Origin of the sequence: Streptomyces sp. CC0208 (genome assembly GCF_003443735.1) — a bacterium.
Lineage (GTDB): Bacteria > Actinomycetota > Actinomycetes > Streptomycetales > Streptomycetaceae > Streptomyces > Streptomyces sviceus.
On sequence record NZ_CP031969.1, the window covers coordinates 7,110,078 to 7,130,475 of the forward strand.

General features: G+C 71.5%; 20 protein-coding genes. 8 read left to right on the forward strand and 12 right to left on the reverse strand.

The window, feature by feature from the left end; all coding sequences use genetic code 11:
* Positions 1-26: 26 nt before the first annotated feature.
* Complete coding sequence (locus D1369_RS32655) at positions 27-1,259, reverse strand: DUF1343 domain-containing protein (protein ID WP_037903156.1); 1,233 nt, start codon at positions 1,257-1,259, stop codon at positions 27-29.
* A 162-nt stretch (positions 1,260-1,421) separates the two neighbouring features.
* Between D1369_RS32655 and D1369_RS32660 the strand changes: the two genes are divergently transcribed.
* The 3 genes from D1369_RS32660 to D1369_RS32670 are packed head-to-tail and all read left to right on the forward strand — an operon-like array spanning position 1,422 to position 4,479.
* Positions 1,422-2,195 carry an SDR family NAD(P)-dependent oxidoreductase gene (locus D1369_RS32660; RefSeq protein ID WP_007380926.1) on the forward strand — a complete coding sequence of 258 codons (774 nt, stop codon included), beginning with the start codon at positions 1,422-1,424 and terminating at the stop codon, positions 2,193-2,195.
* Positions 2,192-3,859 (forward strand): AMP-binding protein, encoded by a 1,668-nt coding sequence (locus D1369_RS32665; RefSeq protein ID WP_007380925.1) that lies wholly within the window; start codon positions 2,192-2,194, stop codon positions 3,857-3,859. The genes D1369_RS32660 and D1369_RS32665 overlap by 4 nt, the downstream gene beginning before the upstream one ends.
* 26 nt (positions 3,860-3,885) lie before the next feature.
* A complete protein-coding gene (locus D1369_RS32670) occupies positions 3,886-4,479 on the forward strand; it encodes a TetR/AcrR family transcriptional regulator (RefSeq protein WP_007380924.1) in 594 nt (197 codons plus the stop codon).
* 17 nt (positions 4,480-4,496) lie between these two features.
* Here the strand turns inward: D1369_RS32670 and D1369_RS32675 are convergent, their stop codons facing one another.
* The 6 genes from D1369_RS32675 to D1369_RS32700 all read right to left on the reverse strand — a co-directional run bounded on the left by D1369_RS32675 (position 4,497) and on the right by D1369_RS32700 (position 9,527).
* Positions 4,497-5,711, reverse strand: a complete 1,215-nt coding sequence (locus D1369_RS32675; protein ID WP_007380923.1) for an acyl-CoA dehydrogenase family protein — start codon at positions 5,709-5,711, stop codon at positions 4,497-4,499.
* Between the two features lie 5 nt (positions 5,712-5,716).
* Positions 5,717-6,760: a phosphotransferase family protein gene (locus D1369_RS32680; RefSeq protein ID WP_007380922.1), complete on the reverse strand. Its 1,044-nt coding sequence runs from the start codon at positions 6,758-6,760 to the stop codon at positions 5,717-5,719.
* A gap of 188 nt (positions 6,761-6,948) precedes the next feature.
* Complete coding sequence (locus tag D1369_RS32685; protein ID WP_037899413.1) at positions 6,949-7,245, reverse strand: hypothetical protein; 297 nt, start codon at positions 7,243-7,245, stop codon at positions 6,949-6,951.
* Between the two features lie 426 nt (positions 7,246-7,671).
* Positions 7,672-7,995, reverse strand: a complete 324-nt coding sequence (locus D1369_RS32690; protein ID WP_007380920.1) for a DUF202 domain-containing protein — start codon at positions 7,993-7,995, stop codon at positions 7,672-7,674.
* The gene (locus tag D1369_RS32695; protein WP_007380919.1) at positions 7,992-8,384 is read right to left on the reverse strand and encodes a DUF202 domain-containing protein; all 393 of its coding nucleotides are present in this window, start codon (positions 8,382-8,384) and stop codon (positions 7,992-7,994) included. The genes D1369_RS32690 and D1369_RS32695 overlap by 4 nt, the downstream gene beginning before the upstream one ends.
* A gap of 75 nt (positions 8,385-8,459) precedes the next feature.
* Positions 8,460-9,527, reverse strand: a complete 1,068-nt coding sequence (locus D1369_RS32700; protein ID WP_007380918.1) for an endonuclease/exonuclease/phosphatase family protein — start codon at positions 9,525-9,527, stop codon at positions 8,460-8,462.
* 349 nt (positions 9,528-9,876) lie between these two features.
* On the opposite strand from D1369_RS32700, the gene D1369_RS32705 reads away from it, so the two are divergent.
* Positions 9,877-10,992 (forward strand): HAMP domain-containing sensor histidine kinase, encoded by a 1,116-nt coding sequence (locus D1369_RS32705; RefSeq protein ID WP_037899411.1) that lies wholly within the window; start codon positions 9,877-9,879, stop codon positions 10,990-10,992.
* Here D1369_RS32705 and D1369_RS32710 read toward each other — a convergent pair.
* Positions 10,967-11,482 (reverse strand): NUDIX domain-containing protein, encoded by a 516-nt coding sequence (locus D1369_RS32710; RefSeq protein ID WP_007380916.1) that lies wholly within the window; start codon positions 11,480-11,482, stop codon positions 10,967-10,969. The genes D1369_RS32705 and D1369_RS32710 overlap by 26 nt on opposite strands.
* Positions 11,483-12,250: 768 nt before the next feature.
* Positions 12,251-13,144: a DMT family transporter gene (locus D1369_RS32715; RefSeq protein WP_007380915.1), complete on the reverse strand. Its 894-nt coding sequence runs from the start codon at positions 13,142-13,144 to the stop codon at positions 12,251-12,253.
* 516 nt (positions 13,145-13,660) lie between these two features.
* Between D1369_RS32715 and D1369_RS32720 the strand changes: the two genes are divergently transcribed.
* The 4 genes from D1369_RS32720 to D1369_RS32735 all read left to right on the forward strand — a co-directional run bounded on the left by D1369_RS32720 (position 13,661) and on the right by D1369_RS32735 (position 17,599).
* A complete protein-coding gene (locus D1369_RS32720) occupies positions 13,661-14,611 on the forward strand; it encodes a hypothetical protein (protein ID WP_007380914.1) in 951 nt (316 codons plus the stop codon).
* A gap of 29 nt (positions 14,612-14,640) precedes the next feature.
* Positions 14,641-16,173: an APC family permease gene (locus D1369_RS32725; RefSeq protein WP_037899409.1), complete on the forward strand. Its 1,533-nt coding sequence runs from the start codon at positions 14,641-14,643 to the stop codon at positions 16,171-16,173.
* A 93-nt stretch (positions 16,174-16,266) separates the two neighbouring features.
* A complete protein-coding gene (locus tag D1369_RS32730) occupies positions 16,267-16,995 on the forward strand; it encodes a molybdopterin-dependent oxidoreductase (protein ID WP_037899408.1) in 729 nt (242 codons plus the stop codon).
* Positions 16,979-17,599 carry a cytochrome b/b6 domain-containing protein gene (locus tag D1369_RS32735; RefSeq protein WP_007380911.1) on the forward strand — a complete coding sequence of 207 codons (621 nt, stop codon included), beginning with the start codon at positions 16,979-16,981 and terminating at the stop codon, positions 17,597-17,599. The genes D1369_RS32730 and D1369_RS32735 overlap by 17 nt, the downstream gene beginning before the upstream one ends.
* 40 nt (positions 17,600-17,639) lie before the next feature.
* On the opposite strand, the gene D1369_RS32740 is transcribed toward D1369_RS32735, so the two are convergent.
* From D1369_RS32740 to D1369_RS32750, 3 genes are all read right to left on the reverse strand, one after another.
* A complete protein-coding gene (locus D1369_RS32740; RefSeq protein ID WP_007380910.1) occupies positions 17,640-18,239 on the reverse strand; it encodes a YdcF family protein in 600 nt (199 codons plus the stop codon).
* Between the two features lie 113 nt (positions 18,240-18,352).
* On the reverse strand, positions 18,353-19,750 hold the full coding sequence (locus D1369_RS32745; RefSeq protein WP_007380909.1) for a gluconate:H+ symporter: 1,398 nt from the start codon (positions 19,748-19,750) through the stop codon (positions 18,353-18,355).
* 70 nt (positions 19,751-19,820) lie between these two features.
* Entirely contained in the window at positions 19,821-20,327 is a 507-nt protein-coding gene (locus D1369_RS32750) for a gluconokinase (RefSeq protein ID WP_037899406.1), read from the reverse strand.
* Between the last annotated feature and the right edge of the window lie 71 nt (positions 20,328-20,398).

Below are 20,398 nucleotides of genomic sequence, written 5' to 3' on the forward strand. Positions count from 1 at the left end.
TCGACGGCTCATCTGTACGCGACGGCTCAGCTGTAGAGGAGGTACTTCTTCCGAATCCTCCGGAATTCGCTCAGCTCCTCCCGCCAGCCCGCCACGACCTCGTCGGTGCTCGCGCCGGCGTCGATCATCGTGCGGACCCGGGTGGAGCCGGTGAGCTTGTCGATCCAGTTGTCCGCGCGCCAACCGAACCCGGACCAGGTCTGCTTGGCGGTCACGAGCAGGGCGATGCCGGTCCGGACGGGGTCGTACGCGGGCCTGTCGTGGACGTGGATCTGGATGCCGCCGATCGTCTTCCCCTGGAACTTGGAGAACGTGGGGGCGAAGTAGGCCTCCCTGAAGTGCACACCGGGCAGGCCGAGTTCGTTCGCGGCGGCGGCCCAGCGGCCGTCCAGGCCCTCGGCGCCGAGGAGTTCGAAGGGACGGGTGGTGCCACGGCCCTCCGAGAGGTTCGTGCCTTCGAAGAGACAGGTGCCGGAGTACACCAGGGCGGTGTCGGGGGTCGGCATGTTCGGGCTCGGCGGGACCCAGGGCAGGTCCCAGGCGCCGTAGAACTCCGAGCGCCTCCAGCCCGTCATCAGGACCGTGTCCAGGGGGGCGGGGGTGGTGAGGAACTCGCCGTTGAAGAGCCGGGCCAGTTCCGCGACGGTCATGCCGTGCGCCTGGGAGATGGGCTGCCTGCCCACGAAGGTCGCGAACTCCCTGTGCAGGACCGGTCCTTGGGCCGCGCGTCCGGTGACCGGGTTCGGGCGGTCCAGGACGACGAACCGCTTTCCGGCGAGCTGGGCCGCCTCCATGCAGTCGTACAGGGTCCAGATGTACGTGTAGAAGCGTGCGCCGACGTCCTGGATGTCGAAGACGATCGTGTCCACGGCGGAGGCGGTGAAGATGTCGGCGAGGGCCTGGCCGCTCTTCAGGTACGTGTCGTAGACGGGCAGGCCGGTCGCGGGGTCGTCGTAGCGGCCCTCGGAGCCGCCCGCTTGCGCGGTGCCCCGGAAGCCGTGTTCGGGGCCGAAGACGGCCCCTAGGTTCACTCTTTCGTCCGCGTGCATCACATCGACGATGTGGTGGACGTCTCGGGTGACGCCGGTGGGGTTGGTGACGACGCCGATTCGACGGCCGCGGAGTTGTTCGTAGCCGGTCGCAGCGAGGTTCTCGAAACCGGTTCGTCTGCGGGGGTGAGCTGCTTGGGTGGGGGGTGCGGAGGTGAGTGACGCCGTTGCCGTTGCTGCTGCCAGCAGGGTTCGTCTGGATAGGCGCATGAGGTGCACGGTATTGCTCCCGCAGGTTGTGGGGAAGCTGCGGTGCTTCGTGGCTGGTCGCGCAGTTCCCCGCGCCCCCAAGGGGCGCTCCGGTCACCCTTCCTTCCGACATACCGACCGGTTAGTCTGGGCCTGCAGTCGAGCCGTAGTCGAAGGAGACCGATGGTGGAAGCCCTGCACGATGCCGGAGTGGTCGTCACCGGAGCGGGAGGTGGCATCGGGGCTGCGCTTGCGCGGCGGTTCGCCGCTGAGGGGGCTCGGGTCGTCGTCAACGACCTGGATGCCGGGCGGGCCAAGGCGGTGGCCGAGGAGATCGGCGGGATCGCCGTCGCCGGGGACGCCTCCGACGTGGTCTCCGACGCCCGTGACGCCCTGAACGGCGTGGTCGACGTCTACTGCGCCAACGCAGGGGTCGCCTTCGGGGGCGGGAACGCCGACGAGCCGCTCGACGAGACCGGCTGGGCGACCTCCTGGGACGTCAACGTCATGGCCCATGTACGAGCCGCCCACGCGCTGCTTCCGGGGTGGCTGGAGCGGGGGAGCGGGCGGTTCGTGTCGACCGTGTCCGCCGCCGGGCTGCTGACCATGATCGGGGCCGCACCCTACGCCGTCACCAAGCACGGGGCGTACGCCTTCGCCGAGTACCTGTCGCTGACGTACCGGCACCGCGGGATCAAGGTGCACGCCATCTGTCCGCAGGGAGTGCGGACCGACATGCTCGCGGCCACCGGGACCGCGGGTGACCTGGTGCTCAAGCCGACCGCCGTCGAGCCGGAGGACGTGGCCGAGGCCCTGTTCCGGGGAATCGCGGAGGACCGGTTCCTGATCCTGCCGCATCCGGAGGTCGCCGAGTACTACCAGGCGCGGGCCGCCGGGCCCGACCGCTGGCTGGCCGGCATGAACCACCTCCAGCGCAAGTGGGAGGAGACCCGGTGAGCGAGTCCCGTTACGCCGCCAAGCCCTGGCTGGGCCTGCTCAGCGAGGCCCAGCGCGGTCCGATCGAGCCCGACGACTCCCTCGTGCACGCTCTGCGGCGGGCCGCCGCCGAGGCGCCGGAGCGGCCCTTCCTCGCCTACTTCGACGGGCGGCTCGGCTACCGCGAGGTCGACGAGCTCAGCGACTCCGTCGCCGGGCACCTCGCCGCTCGCGGTCTGGAGCGCGGGGACCGGGTGGCGATCCTGCTCCAGAACTCGCCCCTGTTCGTGCTCGCGCTGCTCGGTGCCTGGAAGGCGGGCGCGGTCGTCGTGCCCGTCAACCCCATGTACAAGTCGGGAGAGGTCGGCCATGTCCTGCGGGACGGCGAGGTGGCCGCGCTGATCTGCTCCGACCGGGCCTGGGAGACCTATCTGCGCGAGACGGCGGCCGGCTCGCCGGTGCGGATCGTGCTCACCGGCTGCGAGCTGGACTTCCAGACCCGCGGGGACGCGCGCGTGCTCACCTTCGAGCGGCTGCCGCAGGCCGACGACACCGACGACCTCGTCGCGGTCGCGCGGGCCGGGCACAAGGCGCCCGAAGGGCGGGACGTCGCACCCTCCGACATCGCGCTGATCAGCTACACCTCCGGCACCAGCGGCACGCCCAAGGGCGCCACCAACACGCACGGCAACATCATGTACAACGCCGAGCGGCAGCGGACCGGGCTCGCGCTGCCCGAGGCGCCCGTGTACTACGCCCTGGCGCCGCTGTTCCACATCACCGGCATGGTCTGCCAGCTCGGGGCGTGTCTGAACAGCGTGGGCACGCTCGTGCTGACGTACCGCTTCGAGGCGGGCGTGGTCCTGGAGGCCTTCGCCGAGCACCGGCCGCACTACACGGTCGGTCCGTCGACCGCGTTCATGGCCCTGGCCGCCCACCCGGACGTCACCCGCGAGCACTTCTCCTCGTTCGTCAACATCTCCTCGGGCGGGGCCCCGCTGCCGCCCGCCCTGGTCGAGAAGTTCCGGGCCGGGTTCGGGCCGTACATCCGCAACGGTTACGGGCTGACCGAGTGCTCCGCGCCCTGCGCGTCCGTGCCGCCGGAGCGGGAGGCGCCCGTCGACCCGGTGTCCGGGACGCTCGCCGTCGGGGTGCCGGGGCCCGACACGGTCGTACGGATCGTCGACGAGGCCGGCGTCGAGGTGCCGTTCGGAGAACAGGGCGAGATCGTCGTGCGCGGGCCGCAGGTGGTGCCCGGGTACTGGCGGCGGCCGGACGCGACCGCCGAGACCTTCCCGGACGGCGAGCTGCGCACCGGTGACATCGGGTTCATGGACCCCGAGGGCTGGCTGTACGTCGTCGACCGCAAGAAGGACATGATCAACGCGTCCGGCTTCAAGGTGTGGCCGCGCGAGGTCGAGGACGTGCTGTACACGCATCCGGCGGTGCGCGAGGCGGCCGTCGTCGGGGTGCCCGACGGGTACCGCGGGGAGACCGTCAAGGCGTACATCAGCCTCCGTCCGGGTGCCGAAACGGACCCCGATGCGCTCGCCGCGTACTGCAAGGAGAGACTGGCGGCCTACAAATACCCGCGGCAGGTGGAGATCCTGCCCGAGTTGCCGAAGACGGCCAGTGGGAAGATCCTCCGTCGGGAACTCCGTTCCCGACCGCACGACAACGATTGACCTCTCGAAAGGCAGGTGGCGGCACAGTGCCCAGGACGACGGACGGAGACGGTACGCCCGTCCCGCAGCGGCTGCTGGCCGCCGCCACCCGGCTCTTCGCCGAACAGGGCTACGACCGCACCTCGGTGCAGGAGATCGTCGAGGCGGCCGGCGTCACCAAGGGGGCGCTGTACCACTACTTCGGCTCCAAGGACGACCTCCTGCACGAGGTGTACGCGCGCGTGCTGCGCGTCCAGCAGGAACGCCTGGACGCGCTCGCGAACGCCGACGAGCCGATCGAGAAGCGACTGCGGGCGGCGGCCGCCGACGTCGTGGTCACCACGATCGAGAACCTCGACGACGCGATGATCTTCTTCCGCTCGATGCACCACCTGAGCCCGGAGAAGAACAAGCAGGTGCGGGCCGAACGGCGCAAGTACCACGAGCGCTTCCGCGCGCTCATCGAGGAGGGCCAGGAAGCGGGCGTCTTCTCGAAGGCGACCCCGGCCGACCTCGTCGTGGACTACCACTTCGGCTCGGTCCACCACCTGTCGACCTGGTACCGCCCCGACGGCCCGATGGGCCCGCAGGAGGTGGCCGACCACCTGGCCGACCTCCTCCTGCGAGCCCTGCGGCCGTAGCGCGCCTTCCTGGCCCTCTAGAGGTACTTCTTCAGCTCCCGGCGCGCGAGCGAGCGCTGGTGCACCTCGTCGGGCCCGTCCGCGATCATCAGGGTGCGGGCGCCGGCGTACAGCTCGGCCAGCGGGAAGTCCTGGCTGAGGCCGCCCGCGCCGTGCAGCTGGATGGCCCGGTCGATGATGTCGACGACCGCGCGAGGCGTGGCGATCTTGATGGACTGGATCTCGGTGTGGGCGCCCCTGTTGCCGACCGTGTCCATCAGCCAGGCCGTCTTCAGGACCAGCAGTCGCAGCTGCTCGACGGTCACGCGCGCGTCGGCGATCCAGTTGTGGACCACGCCCTGCTGGGCCAGCGCCTTGCCGAAGGCGTGGCGGGAGACGGCTCGCCTGCACATCAGCTCGATCGCCCGCTCGGCCATGCCGATCAGCCGCATGCAGTGGTGGATCCGGCCCGGGCCGAGGCGGGCCTGGGCGATGGCGAAGCCGCCGCCCTCCTCACCGATGAGGCTGGACGCCGGTACGCGCGCGCGGTCGAAGATCACCTCGGCGTGACCGCCGTGGTAGTGGTCCTCGTAGCCGAAGACCTGCATCGCGCGCCTGACCGTGACGCCGGGGGTGTCCCGGGGGACCAGGATCATGGACTGCTGGCGGCGGATGTCCGCGCCGTCCGGGTCGGTCTTGCCCATCACGATGAAGATCTTGCAGTCCGGGTTCATCGCCCCGGAGATGTACCACTTGCGGCCGGTGACGACGTACTCGTCGCCGTCCCGCTCGATGTACGTCGTGATGTTCGTGGCGTCCGAGGAGGCCACCTCCGGCTCGGTCATCGCGAACGCCGAGCGGATCTCACCGGCCAGCAACGGCTCCAGCCACTGCTTCTTCTGCTGCTCGTCGCCGAACTGGCTCAGGACCTCCATGTTGCCGGTGTCCGGCGCCGCGCAGTTCAGCGCGGTGGGCGCGAGCTGCGGGGAGCGGCCGGTGATCTCGGCGAGCGGGGCGTACTGGAGGTTGGTCAGGCCCGCGCCGTACGCGGGGTCGGGCAGGAAGAGGTTCCACAGCCCCTGCCTGCGTGCCTCGGCCTTCAACTCCTCGACCACGGCCGGGGTGTCCCACGGCGAGGCCAGCTGCGCGCGCTGCTCCTCCGCGACGGCCTCGGCGGGATAGACGTACTCGTCCATGAAGGCGAGCAGCTTGGCGCGCAACTCCTCGGTGTGCGCGTCGAACGCGAAGTCCATGCGGATCAGCCTTCCTGGATGCCGTCGTGAAGAGTGGTCAGACCGTGCTGGATGAAGACCGGGACGAGGTCGCCGATGCGGTCGAAACCGCGGCCGACGGTCTGGCCCAGGGTGTAGCGGTAGTGGATGCCCTCCAGGATCACGGCGAGCTTGAACCACGCGAACGCCGTGTACCAGGACACCGCCGAGACGTCCCGGCCCGAGCGCTCGGCGTACCGCGCGACCAGTTCGGCCGGATCCGGGTGGCCCGGGGCCTCGGCGGTCGTGGAGACCGGGGAGTCGGGCATGCCCAGCGGCAGGCTGTACATCACCAGCAGGCCCAGGTCGGTGAGCGGGTCGCCGAGGGTGGACATCTCCCAGTCGAGGATCGCCTTGATGTGGTCGTCGTCGCCCATCAGGACGTTGTCGAGCCGGTAGTCGCCGTGCACGACGGTGGCCGCGGGGGACCGGGGAAGACGCCGGCCGAGCGTCGCGTGCAGCTCGTCGATGCCGGGCAGGTCACGGTTGCGGGAGGCGTCCAGCTGCTTGCCCCAGCGGCGCAGCTGGCGGTCCAGGAAGCCCTCCGGGCGCCCGAAGTCCGCGAGCCCGACCTCCGCAGGATCCACGGCGTGCAGCTCGACGAGGGTGTCGACCAGGGACAGCACGGCGTCGCGGGTGCGCTCGGGGCCCAGGGGGGCGAGCTGGTCGGCGGTGCGGTACGGGGTGCCCTCGACGAACTCCATGACGTAGAAGGGCGATCCGGGCGCGGCCTCGTTCTCGGGGTCCTCGCACAGCAGGACGGGGTTCGGAACCGGCACGTCCGTGGGATGCAGGGCGCTGATGACCCGGTGCTCGCGCTTCATGTCGTGCGCGGTGGCCAGGACATGGCCGAGCGGGGGCCGTCGGACGACCCACTTCGTGGCGCCGTCCGACACCGCGTACGTCAGGTTCGACCGTCCGCCCTCGATCAGCCGGCCGGTCAGGGGGCCCTGCACCAGGCCGGGCCGCTCCAGGTCGAGCAGGCCGCGCAGCCGGTCGAGATCGAGGCCTGGCGGATGGTCGGGGCTCATCGGGGCTCCTTACGCGCGCGTGAACGGGGTACGGACCATCATGCCGACTGGTCGGTATGTCGTCCAGGGGGAACGGTGAACGTGATCCGGCCCACGATAGGCCGACAGCTCCCCGCGCGGATGCGGCGGGGAGCTGTCGGTGGTGCCTATCGGCTGCTTGTTGTGCTTCTTGCCGGCTCTCGCCCAGGTCAGTGGTCGTCCCAGTGGCCCTCGTGAGCGGCGTGGCGGTGACCGTCGTGCAGGTAGTCGACGTGATCGCCGTGCAGCACGCTCTCGTGTCCGCAGTCCTGGCCGTGCCGGTGGTCGTGCCCCTCGTGCGACACGTGCCCGCCCGGCTCGCACTCGTCCCAGTGCCCCTCGTGCTCGCGGTGCAGATGCCCGTCGTGCGCGTAGTCGACGTGGCCCTCGTGCGGCACCTCGGTGTGTCCGCAGTCCGAGCCGTGCGTGTGCGTGTGGGAGGCGTGCTCGTGGTGGAGGGTGGTCATGGTGCTCACCTTCGAAGCGACGGGCGATGACGTCGGACAGGCTGCCACGGGCGGGGTGCATATCGGGCGATTCGGCGCGCGTGGCGTGGGTGTGCCGGGTGGGGTGGGGTGAGGTGGGAGCTGGGCTGGGGCTGGGCGGGTGCGGGAGTGCGGGGGGACGCCGGGTGCAGGGGTGCGGGGGACGGCGGGCGTTGGGAGTGCACCGGTGCGGGGGTGCGACGTGTGCGGGAGTGCACGGTTGCGGGTGCACGGGTGCACGGGTGCACGGGTGCAGGTGTGGGGTTCACGCGTGCGTGGGCGCGGCCGGTGCGCGGTGATCGAGTGCTCGCCGCGTCGCCGGGGTGCTGCGTGGCTCGCTCTCCGGTCCCGCAGGGCCCGGGGGCGACTGCGCCTGATGCCATGTCCTCTACGGCGCCCCGGCCCCGTTCAGAACACCAGCGCCGCCCCGCACACCGCCATGGCCAGCGTGCACAGGACTGCTGTCGTGGCGGTTCGCGGGGTCAGGGTCGGCGGGGTGTCGGACGCGGACAGGGTACGGATGCGGCGGTGGGCGAGGTAGAGGAAGCCGAGCCACAGCGCGCAGCACAGGGCACAGGCGACGAGGGCGGCAGGGGACGGGCCGCCGTGCAGGGCCGTCTTCACGGCGAGTACGGCGGAGACGGTGCCCGAGAGGGTCGTACGGCGCCAGGCGAGGCGGGTGCGTTCGGGCTGAAGCCCCGGATCGCGGTCCACGACGGCGCCCTCGCTCATCCCTCCCACCCGACCAGCACCACGAAGACCATGGCCACGGCCACCACCGCGACCACCACACTCAGCAGCGCCGGGAACCGCGACACCGGCAGATCGTCGCCCCGCCGCATCGCCCGCTCGCACCGCACCCAGTGATTGACCGCCCGCAACGAGCACAGCACGCCCGCCGTGAGCAGCGCGAGCGCCAGCCCGACCCGCCACCCCCAGCGGAGATCCGGCAGGAACTGGTCCACGGCGAAGCCGCCGCCGATGAGGGCGAGCGCGGTCCGCAGCCAGGCCAGGAAGGTGCGCTCGTTGGCCAGCGAGAACCGGTAGTCGGGGGTACGGCCCTCCTGCCGGACCTCCTCGGGGGTGAACCAGAGGCGGACGTTCCGTGCAAAATCGATCACGCACACGAGCCTATCGGCCCTGTCGTCAAGGGGCGTTGCCGGTACTCAAGGGTGTGGCCGGTCCTCCCGGGGCGTTCACCAACTGATCCTCGCCGCCACCGGCAGATGGTCGCTCCCGGTGGCCGGAAGGACCCAGGAGCTCTCCGGCCGCACCCCCCTGACCAGGATCTGGTCGATCCGCGCCAGCGGGAACCCGGCCGGCCAGGTGAAGCCGAAGCCGTCCCCGGCCGCGTCCTGGGCCGAGGTCATCCACGCGCCGACTCCGGAGAACGCGCGGTCGTCCAGGGTGCCGTTCAGGTCGCCGAGCAGCACCACCCGCGCGTTCCGCTCGGCGGCGACGGCCCGGCCGATCGCCTGTACGCCCCGGTCCCGCTGGGCCGTACCGAAGCCGTCCCTGGGTGTCACCCGCACGGACGCCAGGTGGGCCACGTAGACCACCAGCGGCCCCCGGTCCGTGGTCACGGTGGTGCGCAGCGCCCGTGTCGCGGTCGTGTCGACCGGCTTGGTGTCGGCCAGCGGCCCGTAGTCCATGGCGATGTCGACCCGCCGGGTGTCCGACAGCGGCAGCCTGCTCCACAGTCCCACCGTGCCCCGCACGGCGTGGAACCGGTACGTCCCCGCCAGTTCCTTCTCGTAGGTGCCCGTGGCCTCGGGGGTGATCTCCTCCAGCGCCAGCACGTCCGCGCCGGAGGCGACCAGGTCGCCGGCGGTGGCCGCGGGGTCGGGGTTGTCGGCGCCGACGTTGTGGCTGACCAGGGTGAGGTCGCCGCCGGCGTGGGACCTGTCGCCGAGCAGTCCTCCGAAGAGGTTCAGCCACACCGTGACCGGCAGCAGCAGCGCGACCACCGCGGAGGCGGAGCGGCGCCACAGTGCCCCGGCCAGCAGCACCGGGACGAACAGACCGAACCACGGCAGGAAGGTCTCCACCAGACTGCCGAGCTGCCCGATCCGGTTCGGAACGCTTCCGTGCAGCAGCATCAGCAGGCCGAGCAGCAGCGCCGACACGGTCAGCAGCGGGCCGCGCCTCCAGAGCTCGGGGCGGGCGACGAACAGGACCGCCCGGCGGCCACCGGCTCCGGCACGTGGGGTCCTGGAGCCGATGTCCTGGCGGCGCTCGCCCTCCGCCGTCTCCACCTGCGTCATCGTGGTCCGTTCCTGCTCACTGCTGGTCACTGCTGCGTCCTCGGGTACGGGATGGGGTCGGCACACCTGCGCGGGCAGCCGTCGTCGACCGTCACGCCGTCCGGGAGGCACCGTCGGCGAGCGCGCACGTGCCGAGGGCGGGATCCGCGTCGTACCGCAAGTCAAGGGAGCGCGATGTTGTCGGGCCGTATGCGGATTTCGATACGCCGACGATATGCGTCGGTTCGTAGCATCGGGAGCATGCGTGTGCTGACTGTCGAGGACGAGCCCTGTCCGGCCCAGGCCATCCGCGACAGCCTGGGCCCCTCAGGTGACCGGACCGCCAAACGCATCGTCGGAGGAACGGACCGTGGATAGGCAACCCGGGTTGAGCGTCCGCCTCAAACTCACCCTCAGCTACGCCGGGTTCCTCATGGTCGCGGGCCTCCTGCTGCTCGGCGCGGTGTGGCTGTTCCTGCTGCGTTACGTCCCCAACCGCGCGATGCTCTACAACCCCGACGACAGCCCCACGGGCGGTGTCTTCCCCGTCCGGTCCGCCCTGCTGGAGGTCTTCGCCCCGAAGGCGGCCGCGGTGCTGGCGTTCCTGCTGGTGTTCGGCCTCGTGGGCGGGTGGATCCTCGCCGGCCGGATGCTCGCCCCGCTGACCCGCATCGCGGAGGCCACCCGCCTGGCCACCCACGGATCGCTCTCCCACCGGATCCTGCTGCCGGGGCACAAGGACGAGTTCCGCGAACTCGCCGACGCCTTCGACGCGATGCTCGCCCGGCTGGAAGCGCATGTCGCCGAGCAGCAGAGGTTCGCGGCCAACGCCTCGCACGAACTGCGCACCCCGCTGGCCATCTCGAAGGCCCTGCTCGACGTGGCCCGCGCCGACCCGCACGCCGACACCGGCGAGGTCATGGCACGCCTTCACTCCGTCAACGCCCGGGCGATCGACCTCACGGAGGCGCTGCTCCTGCTCAGCCGCGTCCACCAGCGGTCCTTCACCCGAGAACCCGTCGACCTCTCCCTCCTCGCGGAAGAGGCCACCGAGGAACTTCTGCCGCTGGCGGAGAAGCACGGCGTCACCCTCGAGACCGGCGGGGACGCCGCCCTCACCGACGGGTCCCCCGCGCTCCTGCTCCAGCTCACGACGAACCTCGTGCACAACGCGATCATCCACAACCTGCCCGAGGGGGGCACCGTGCGGGTCACGACCGGCGTCCGCCCCGGGGCGGTGGTGCTCACGGCCGAGAACACCGGCGATCGGCTCACCCCGGAGTTGGCCGCGACGCTCACCGAACCGTTCCAGCGCGGCACCGAGCGCGTGCACACCGATCACGCGGGGGTGGGGCTCGGCCTGGCCATCGTGAAGACCATCACCCACGCCCACGACGGAACGCTCGCCGTGGCCCCACGCCCTGGCGGCGGGCTGCGCGTCACGGTGGCGCTCCCGGCGGTCAGCCCATCGACCGGTACGCCCTGAGCCGCTCGTAGGCCGCCAGGCCGTCCGGGACCCACTCCCAGTCCCGCAGGCGCAGCTCCACCTCGTCCTCGGTCAGGAAGTCGTGCCAGGCGACCTCCTCGACCTGGGGGCTGACCGGGAGCTCGCAGCGGACCTCGTACACCGCGGACCACCAGGTGTTTCCGGCGCCGTCGTCGTAGAGGAACTTGAAGAGGTACTCCGGTCGGGGCAGGCCCGTCACACCCAGTTCCTCCTCGGCCTCACGCAGGGCCGCGTCGTCGTAGGACTCACCCGCGCCGACCACTCCGCCCACGAACATGTCGTAGAGGGACGGGAAGACCAGCTTGGTGGGCGTACGGCGGTGGACGAAGAGGCGCCCCTCGGCGTCCCTGGCCTGAATGAAGACACAGCGATGACGCAGGCCCTGGGCATACGCCTCACCGCGCGGCGACTGTGCGACGACGTTGTCGTGCTCGTCGACGATGTCGAGAATCTCGTCAGCAGCGCTCATGGCCCCTATCCAAGCAGGGGCGCGGGTCCATGCCGGGGGCCCATCCCTGCGGGGCCCTTACCGGTGCCGGGGTACGCACCGAGGCGGGGGGATACGCGCCTGAGCAGCCCCGCGCCCAGGCAGCAGCTCGCACCGGGACAGGAGCTGGCACCGGGGCCGGGGCCCGCAGCATCTCCACGGACCTGCGAGCCTGCACGGTTTCGCTGCGGGGGGAGGTGGCGTGTCCGTGCGGGGGCCGTACCCGTGCCGGGGTACGCCCCCGGGCGGGGATGCGTGCCTGGGCAGGGGCTCGCAGCATCCGCACGGACCTGCGACCCCGCACTGCTCTCCGCAGCCGGCGGAGGGGGCGTGTCCGTGCGGGGCCCGCCCGCAGGTGGCATCCCCTACCCATGTCGCGGGCCGCGGCGAGGGAGAGGCGCGCATCCATACAGGGAAGCGCACCCAGGCCGGGGCGTACATGCAGGCCGGGTCGTTCAGTCAAGCTGGGCGGTGTGTCCGGGCCGGGACGCAGGGTCGGGCCGGACCCGCCCTTGGACAGGAGCCGTCACCGGCGCCGGAGCGGGTGTCCGGGCCGGGGCTCGAAGCCTCGCGCCGGTCCGGAGTCGAGGAGGCTCACGCACCCATACGGTGACCCGCACTCAGGCCGAACCCCGCACCATGCCGCCGCCCGCATCAAAGCCCCGGCTCACGTCCCAGTGTCGGCCCGCCACCGTCCCGCCCTCAACCCCCCGCGTCCGCGCAGGCCCCGGCTCCCCGCAGGGACCCGGCTCAGCTCGGCTGAAGATTCCGCGTAGGTTCCGACCGGTCGGCGCCGCAGGGCATCGCGGGGTGCAGCCCCAGCAGCACGATGCCCGCGACGATGGCCGCGAGCCCCACCGCCTCCCAGGCCAGCGCGGCGGTGTCGGTGCGCAGGCGGTCGCCCAGGAAGCCCACCCCGCACACGATCCCGGCGAGCGGCTGGGCCGCGGTCAGCGCGGGCAGCGACATCCGCAGCGGGGCGGTCTCGAACGCGCTCTGCACCAGGACGAGCCCGGTGATGCCGAGGGCCAGCACGGCGTACGGCTGCCAGCCGGTCAGCAGCTCGGCGAGGCCGCCCGCGGAGAAGCGCTGGCCGCTGACCCGGGTCAGGGCGTCCTGGACGCCGTAGAGCAGACCGGCCGCCAGGGCCAGCAGGACCGGGCCGGCACTCAGGCGGGAGCGCTTGGCGTAGGTCGTGAGCAGCAGGGCGAGGCCGATCATGACGCCGATGATCAGCCAGTGGCGGAGGGGATCGGTGACCGCCGTACCACCGCGCGGCTCGCCTGCCACGATGAACGCGGTCACCCCTCCCGCCAGCAGCGCCAGCCCCGCCCAGCCCTGGCGGCCCAGCGGCTGCTTGGTCTGCTTGCGGGAGAGGGCGAGGGCGAACAGCAGGTTCGTGGCGAGCAGGGGTTCGACCAGGGAGACCTCGCCCTGACCGAGCGCGATCGCGCCCAGCACCATGCCGGCCACCATCAATCCGATGCCGCCGAGCCAGCGCGGTACCTTCACCAGGTCGAGGAGCAGCCGGGGGGAGAGGAAGTCGCTCAGCGGGGCCTGACGGGCCGCGTTCTGCTGCAGCACGAAGCCGAAGCCCAGGCAACAGGCAGCACTCACGGCGAGAATCAGAACCAGAACCGACACGCTGCGTACCTCGATCGTCCTGCCGGGCGGCGGGGTGGTAGTCGCCGACTGTAGCGTCCCAGTGTCCGGCTCGCCCCTGGGAGTACCCGGATTCGGGCCGTCGACTCGGCCGCCGAACCATTCTCGGCGACGGGGTGTCCCGTCATGGTGCGGGGCGCGAAAGGGCGGCGCCATGGCGTACGCCACAGAAGCGGGGACTTGACCCCGCCCCACCAGCACTAAATCGCCACAACTTCCTCCCAGGTGTGGACAGTTGACGCGTGTAATGCGCCTTCGACCCTTGACGCAAACCATTGGCGGAGGGTTGGCTGTCCGTGATCAGTCGATGGCGGTGCGAATCAGCACCCCGACCTGCCCGCGTCGACGGTCGGCCTGCCCGCATCCGCCCAGGCACCCCGCTTCCCTTCCGTACGCACCCGCCCCGGCATCCCGCCTTTCCGCACCGTTCCCACCTGCCCCGCCACCCCCTTCCGCCCCACCGGCCCCGAGCCATGTTCCGTGAGGAAAACCCACACGGTGTCCCCGCCCCCACCCCCCTTCGGCCGCAGTCGCAAACGCGCCTCCCAGGCCTTCGACGCGGCCCTCGACGACGCCGAACTCATCGACGTGCGCGCCGCGTTGGCGCAGGGCAGGTGGCAGGCGGTCCGGGCGCTGCTCGCCCGGACGGGTGACGAGTGGGACCGGCGGGGCCACCGGGTCACGGTGCTCGCGGCCGAGCCGTACAGCGAGGCCTGGGCCAGGGACTGGCTGGTGGCCGAGCCGGACTCCGCCGACGCCGCCGTACTGCTCGCCCTCGCCCTGGTCCAGCGCGTCCGGCGGGGCAAGGGCAAGCCCGCCGCGGCCCGCGAGGCCTGCCGGACCGCGGCCCGGCTCGCGCCCGCCGACCCCACCCCCTGGCTCGGCCTGCTCCTGCTGGAGCGCGACCTCGGGGCCGCGGACGAGGTCGCCGATGTCTTCGGCGAGATCCGGCAGCGGTACGCCGACCACCACCACGCCCACCACCTGATGGTCGCCCGGCTCGCCGAGCGCCGTGCCGAGACCGGCCCCGACCCGCTGCACGAGGTCTACGACTTCGCCAACTGGGCCGCGGAACAGGCCCCCGCCGACTCACCCCTCGCGATCCTGCCGGTCATCGCGCACGCCGAGCGCTACCGCGCCCTCGCCGCCGCCGGGCACGAGCCGCACGACCCCGCCGCCTCCGCGCACTGGACCGGGCGCCGGGCCCGGCAGGTGATGAAGGCTGCCTTCGACTGGTGGCTGGAATGGGAGCAGGAGGGCCACCCCCGCCGCCTGGTCGACCTCAACTTCCTCGCCCACGCGAAGGTCTGCGAGGGCCGCGGCGCCGAGGCCGCCGCCCTCTTCCACCGCATCGGCGAACGCCCCACCCCGGCCCCCTGGTCCTATCCGGACCGCGAGCCGTACTCCGCCTTCCGTACCGCGCGCGAGCACGCGCTCGGCACGGTGTGACACCCCCGAACCCCAGAAGGACGGTCCCCATGGCCACCGAGAGTTCCAGCAAGAGCAGACCAGAGATCAGTACGTTCAAGGGGCAGGACCGCGCGCTGCGGGCCGGCCGCCTCGGCACCGGGGGCCTGCTGCTCTCCGTCCTCGCGGCGACCGCCCCCCTCATGGTCGTCGCGGGTGTCATGCCCACTACATTCGCGGTGATGGGGATCGTCGGCCAGCCCCTCCTCTTCGTCGTCCTCGGCGTCGTCCTCGTCCTGTTCAGCGTCGGCTACGCCGAGATGAGCCGGCACGTCCACAACGCGGGCGCCTTCTACGCCTACATCTCCCGCGGCCTCGGCGGCACGGCCGGGGCGGCCGCGGCCCTCGTCGCCCTGGTCGCCTACAACGCACTCCAGGTCGGCATCTACGGCATCTTCGGCTTCGAGGTCTCCGGACTGTTCGCCACGTACGCCGACCTGTCGGTGGCCTGGTGGATACCCGCGCTGGTGGCCGCGCTGGTGGTCGGCGCGCTGGGCTGGCTGAAGATCGACGTGAACGCGCGCGTGCTCGGCGTCCTGCTGATCGTCGAGGTCGCCCTGGTCGTGATCTTCGACATCGCCGCCGTCGCCGACCCCGCGGCCCAGGGCCTGTCCCTGCACGCCTTCAACCCGGACACCCTCAGCGGCGCCGGCGTCGGCACCGCCCTGTGCTTCTGCATCGCCGCCTTCCTCGGCTTCGAGCAGGCACCCGTGTACGCCGAGGAGACCAGCCGCCCGCACATCCTGGTGCCGCGCGTGATGTTCCTGGCCGTCGGCGGCGTCGCCGTGTTCTTCGCGCTCAGCAGCTGGGCACTCACCATCGCCACCGGACCCTCGGCGATCGTCGCCGAGTCCCAGAAGCAGAGCGCCGGACTGCTCTTCGGGCTCACCGAGTCCCGCCTCGGCGGCACCTTCACGGACATCCTGCACGTCCTGTTCGTGACTGGCATGTTCGCGGCCATGCTCAGCTTCCACAACGTCGTCGCCCGCTACGCCTTCGCCATGGGCCGGGAGGGCCTGCTGCCCGCCGCCTTCGGCCGCACCAACAGCGCGAGCGGCGCGCCCGGCACCGGCTCGCTGCTCCAGACCGCCGTGTCCGTGCTGGTCGTGGCCGTCTTCGCGATCGCCGACGACAAGCCCACGGGCGACCCGACCGTGCCGGTCCTGCACCTGTTCACCTGGTTCGGGAACATCGGTTCCCTCGGGGTGATCGTGCTGATGGCGGCGGCCTCCGCCTCGGTCGTCGTCTTCTTCGTCCGGCGCGGGGCGGCGGGTGCGCAGGCCTGGCGCCTGGCGACCTCTGCCCTCGCGGGGATCGCCCTGCTGGTGATCGCCGTCTACACGGTGAAGGACTTCGACGTCCTGGTCGGCGCGGGCCCGGACTCCTCGCTCAGCTGGGTGCTGCCCGGCATCATCGGGCTGGCCGTGCTGGTGGGCCTGGCGCAGGGCCTGCTCCTGCGGGCCCGCAAGCCCGAGGCGCACGCCCGGATCGGGCTCGGAAACGAGGCGTTCCAGCTGGAGAAGGCCGCCGAGGAGGCGTCGTAGCAGCCTGAGAACGCGGTGAGAAGTGGTTACGGAAGTCTGACGAGCACCCGCGAGTCCTGGTCCCGCAGGCATCGCGGGTGTTCGAATGAGTACGTGAACTCCGAACAGCCCGAGGAGCAGCGCGGCCGGCCCATCGGCCGCCGTGTCCTCCTCGGCACCCTCGGCCTGGGCGCGCTCGGCGTGGTGTCCGCGCCCACCCTGCAACGCGGCCTGGAGGCCTTCCTCGGCAGCGCCGCCGACAAGGACCCCACCGGTCTGACGGGCCTGCTCCCCAACGGCGGCGGCTTCCGCTACTACTCCGTGACGTCCTCGGTGCCGCACAAGAACGCCGGGAACTACCAGCTCAAGATCGACGGTCTGGTCTCGCACCCGCGGACGTACACCCTGGCCGACCTGCGGGCGCTGCCCCAGACCCGGCTGGTCAAGGACGTGCAGTGCGTGACGGGCTGGCGGGTCCCGGACACGCCGTTCGAAGGCGTACGGCTCTCCGCGCTGCTGGACGCCGCCGGAGTGACCGCCAAGGCGGGCGCCGTCCGCTTCAGCTGCTTCGACGGGGCGTACACCGAGAGCCTCACCCTCGACCAGGCCCGCCGCCCGGACGTCCTGGTGGCGCTACGCATGCAGGACAAGGACATCGGCCACTCCCACGGCGGCCCGGTCCGCCTCTACGTGGCGCCGATGTACTTCTACAAGTCCGCCAAGTGGCTGTCCGGCATCACCGTCACCGAGGTCGTGGAGCCGGGCTACTGGGAGGACCGCGGCTACGACGTGGACGCCTGGGTCGGCCGATCGAACGGGCGGGACGATGAGCCTACGAATTGACGCCCCCTCGCCGACCCGTGTCCGGCGTTTCGGCCGCGGCCAGAAGTGGGTCCACCGGGCCACAGCCGCGCTGATGGGCATCTGCGTGGTGACGGCGGCCTGTCTCTACGTCCCCCAGTTCGCCGAACTCGTCGGCCGCCGTGAGCTGGTGGTCCGCGTCCACGAGTGGGCGGGCCTGGCCCTGCCGGTACCGGTCCTCGCGGGCCTGGCCTCCCGCGCCTTCCGCGCCGACCTGGGCTACCTGAACCGCTTCGGCCCGCACGACCGGATCTGGCTGCGGGCCGCGTTGCACCGCGACAAACGCCGGTCCTCCCGCCCGGCGGGCAAGTTCAACGCGGGCCAGAAGATCTACGCCTCCTGGATCGCCGGCGCGACCCTCGTGATGCTCGGCACCGGCCTGCTGATGTGGTTCACCCACCTCACCCCGATCCAGTGGCGTACCAGCGCGACCTTCGTCCACGACTGGCTGGCGCTGACCATCGGCATCGTCCTCGCGGGCCACATCGGCATGGCCCTCGGCGACCCGGAGGCCCGACGGGGGCTGCGGACGGGCTCGGTGAGCCGGGAGTGGGCGGAACGGGAGCACCCCTTGTGGCGGCCGTAGCGCCGGCTCTCGCTGAGCGACCTCACGCGACAGCCGCTCGCTACGGCGCGAGCCTGCGTTCGTCGGCCCGCAGACCGCGGAGCGTCCACAGTCCGTACAGCGCCAGCAGCGGTTTGACCACGATCCATTCGCCGGGGCGGTAGTCGTCCGCGCGCACCAGCCGCGCCGCCAGATCCGGGCGCTGCCGCCGCAGGTACGCGCGGGCCTTGAGCGCGTGAGCCGGCTGGGAGACGATTTTGACGCGGTCCGCGTTCTCGAGCAGCGGGATCACGTTCGCGATGTTCTCCCACGTCGTCGTGGAACGGTCCTCCAGGAGCACCGGGCCGTCGAAGGCGAGCACCGACTTCGCGTAGTCGGCCATCAGCCGGGCCTCCGTGGCGCCGCCGCCGGTCGTACCGCCGCTGAAGATCACGCAGGTCCCGTGCGCACCGTCGGCGGTGGCGGAGCGGATCCCGGCACGCACCCGCCATCGGTTGACCAGGTTCACCGTCGCCCCGGAATTGCGGTAGCCGAGCACCACCACGGCCGTGGAGGCGCCCTGGCTGTTCCCCACGAGTGCTCGGGACCAGCGCCGGTTCACCCACTCGCCCCAGGCCAGGGCCGCAGCCCCGGCCACCGCCAGTCCCGTCCTTCGCCGCATGCGGTGACTCTAGGGCACCTCGACGCCGGCTCCCCAGGGGCGGACCGGCAACGGCGGACGGGCGAGGCCGGAAACCGTGCCTCGCCCGTCCGGGTGCCCTCGTGGTCGTACCGCTAGAGGACCAACGACAGCAGCAGCACCAGACCGCCCCCGACCACGGAGATGATCGTCTCCATGATCGACCAGGTCTTGACGGTCTGGCCGACGTCCAGGCTGAAGTACTCCTTGACCAGCCAGAACCCGGCGTCGTTGACATGGCTGAAGAAGAGCGAGCCGGCGCCGATGGCGAGGACGAGCAGGGCCGTGTGGGCGGTCGACATGTCGGCGGCGAGCGGGGCCACCAGGCCGGCCGCGGAGACCGTGGCCACCGTCGCCGAACCCGTGGCCAGGCGGATCGCCACCGCTATCAGCCAGGCCAGCAGCAGCGCCGGTATCGACCAGTCCTCGGAGATGTCCAGGACCATCTGACCCACTCCGGAGTCGATCAGGGTCTGCTTGAAGCCGCCGCCCGCGCCGACGATCAGCAGGATGCCGGCGATCGGTGCGAGGCCCCTCTCGACGAGCGGGGTGAGGCGGTCCTTGCCGAAGCCGGCGGGGCGCAGGAGCGTGAAGATGCCCACGAGCACCGCCGCCAGCAGGGCGATCAGCGGCGAGCCCACGACGTCGAAGACGCGCTGCACGGTGTGGTCGGGGTCGTCGATCACGATGTCGACCAGAGCCTTGGAGAGCATCAGGACGACCGGGAGGAGGATCGTGGCGAGTGTGGGGCCGAAGGCGGGCCGCTTCTCCAGTTCCTCCGAGGCGCGCTGCGGGATCATCCGGTCGGGCGCGGGGACGTCCACCCAGCGGGCCGCGACCTTCGAGAACAGCGGCCCCGCGACGATCACCGTCGGTATGGCGACCAGCACGCCGAGCGCGAGGGTCACCCCGAGGTTGGCCTGCACCGCGTCGATCGCCACCAGCGGGCCGGGGTGCGGCGGCACCAGGCCGTGCATGACGGACAGACCCGCGAGGGCCGGGATGCCGATCCGCATCAGGGAGTAGTTGCCGCGCTTGGCGACCATCAGCACGACCGGGATCAGCAGCACGACGCCGACCTCGAAGAACAGCGGCAGCCCGATGACGGAGGCGATCAGGACCATCGCCCACGGCATCGAACGGCCGCCGGCCTTCGCGAGGATCGTGTCGACGATCTGGTCGGCCCCGCCCGAGTCGGCGAGCATCTTGCCGAGGATCGCGCCGAGGGCGATCAGCACGCCGACGCCGGCGACCGTGGTGCCGAGCCCGGTGGTGAAGCTGAGGATGGCCTTGTCGAGCGGCGCTCCGGCGACCGCGCCGAGCACGAGCGTGCCCAGGGTCAGCGACAGGAACGCGTGGAGCTTGAACTTGGTGATGAGCAGCACGATGACGGCGATGCCCACCAGGACGGCGATGCCCAGCTGAGCGTGACCGGCCGAGGTGATCGGCTCCGGTGCGTCCGCTGCCAGCATCTCGACGCTGAGTCTGGTCACGGGGGTCCCTTGCAGGTACGGGGATGTTCTTCGGAAAGGGTGCTCTTCGGAAAGGGTGTGGAAAGGGGTGTCACGGGAGTTCGGCGAGCGCCTTCGCGGCCCGTCCGGTGATCTCCTCCGGACTGCCGGACACGTCCACCACGACCCCGGCCTCGTCCTCCTGGAGGGGCTGGAGCGTGGCGAACTGCGAGTCGAGGAGCGCGGTGGGCATGAAGTGCCCCTGCCGGTGCGACATCCGGTCCTCGATGAGGGAGCGGTCCCCCGCCAGGTGCACGAAGACGACCCCGGGCGCCTCGCCCCGCAGCCGGTCGCGGTACGACCGCTTCAGCGCCGAGCAGCTGACCACCCCGCCGAGTCCCGCCCGCCCGTGCGCCCAGGAGCCGATGGCGTCCAGCCACGGCCACCGATCGTCGTCGGTGAGCGGGGTGCCGGCCGACATCTTGGCGATGTTGGCCGGGGGGTGGAAGTCGTCGGCCTCGGCGTACGGGACGCCGAGCCGGGCCGCGAGCAGGGGACCGATGGTGGTCTTCCCGGTGCCCGCGACGCCCATGACCACGACGACCTTCGGGGTACTCATCGCTGCCTCACTGTCCGTTGTCGCCCTCGACATCCGATGTCGACGCAACTGAAGCCGATTACGTACGACGA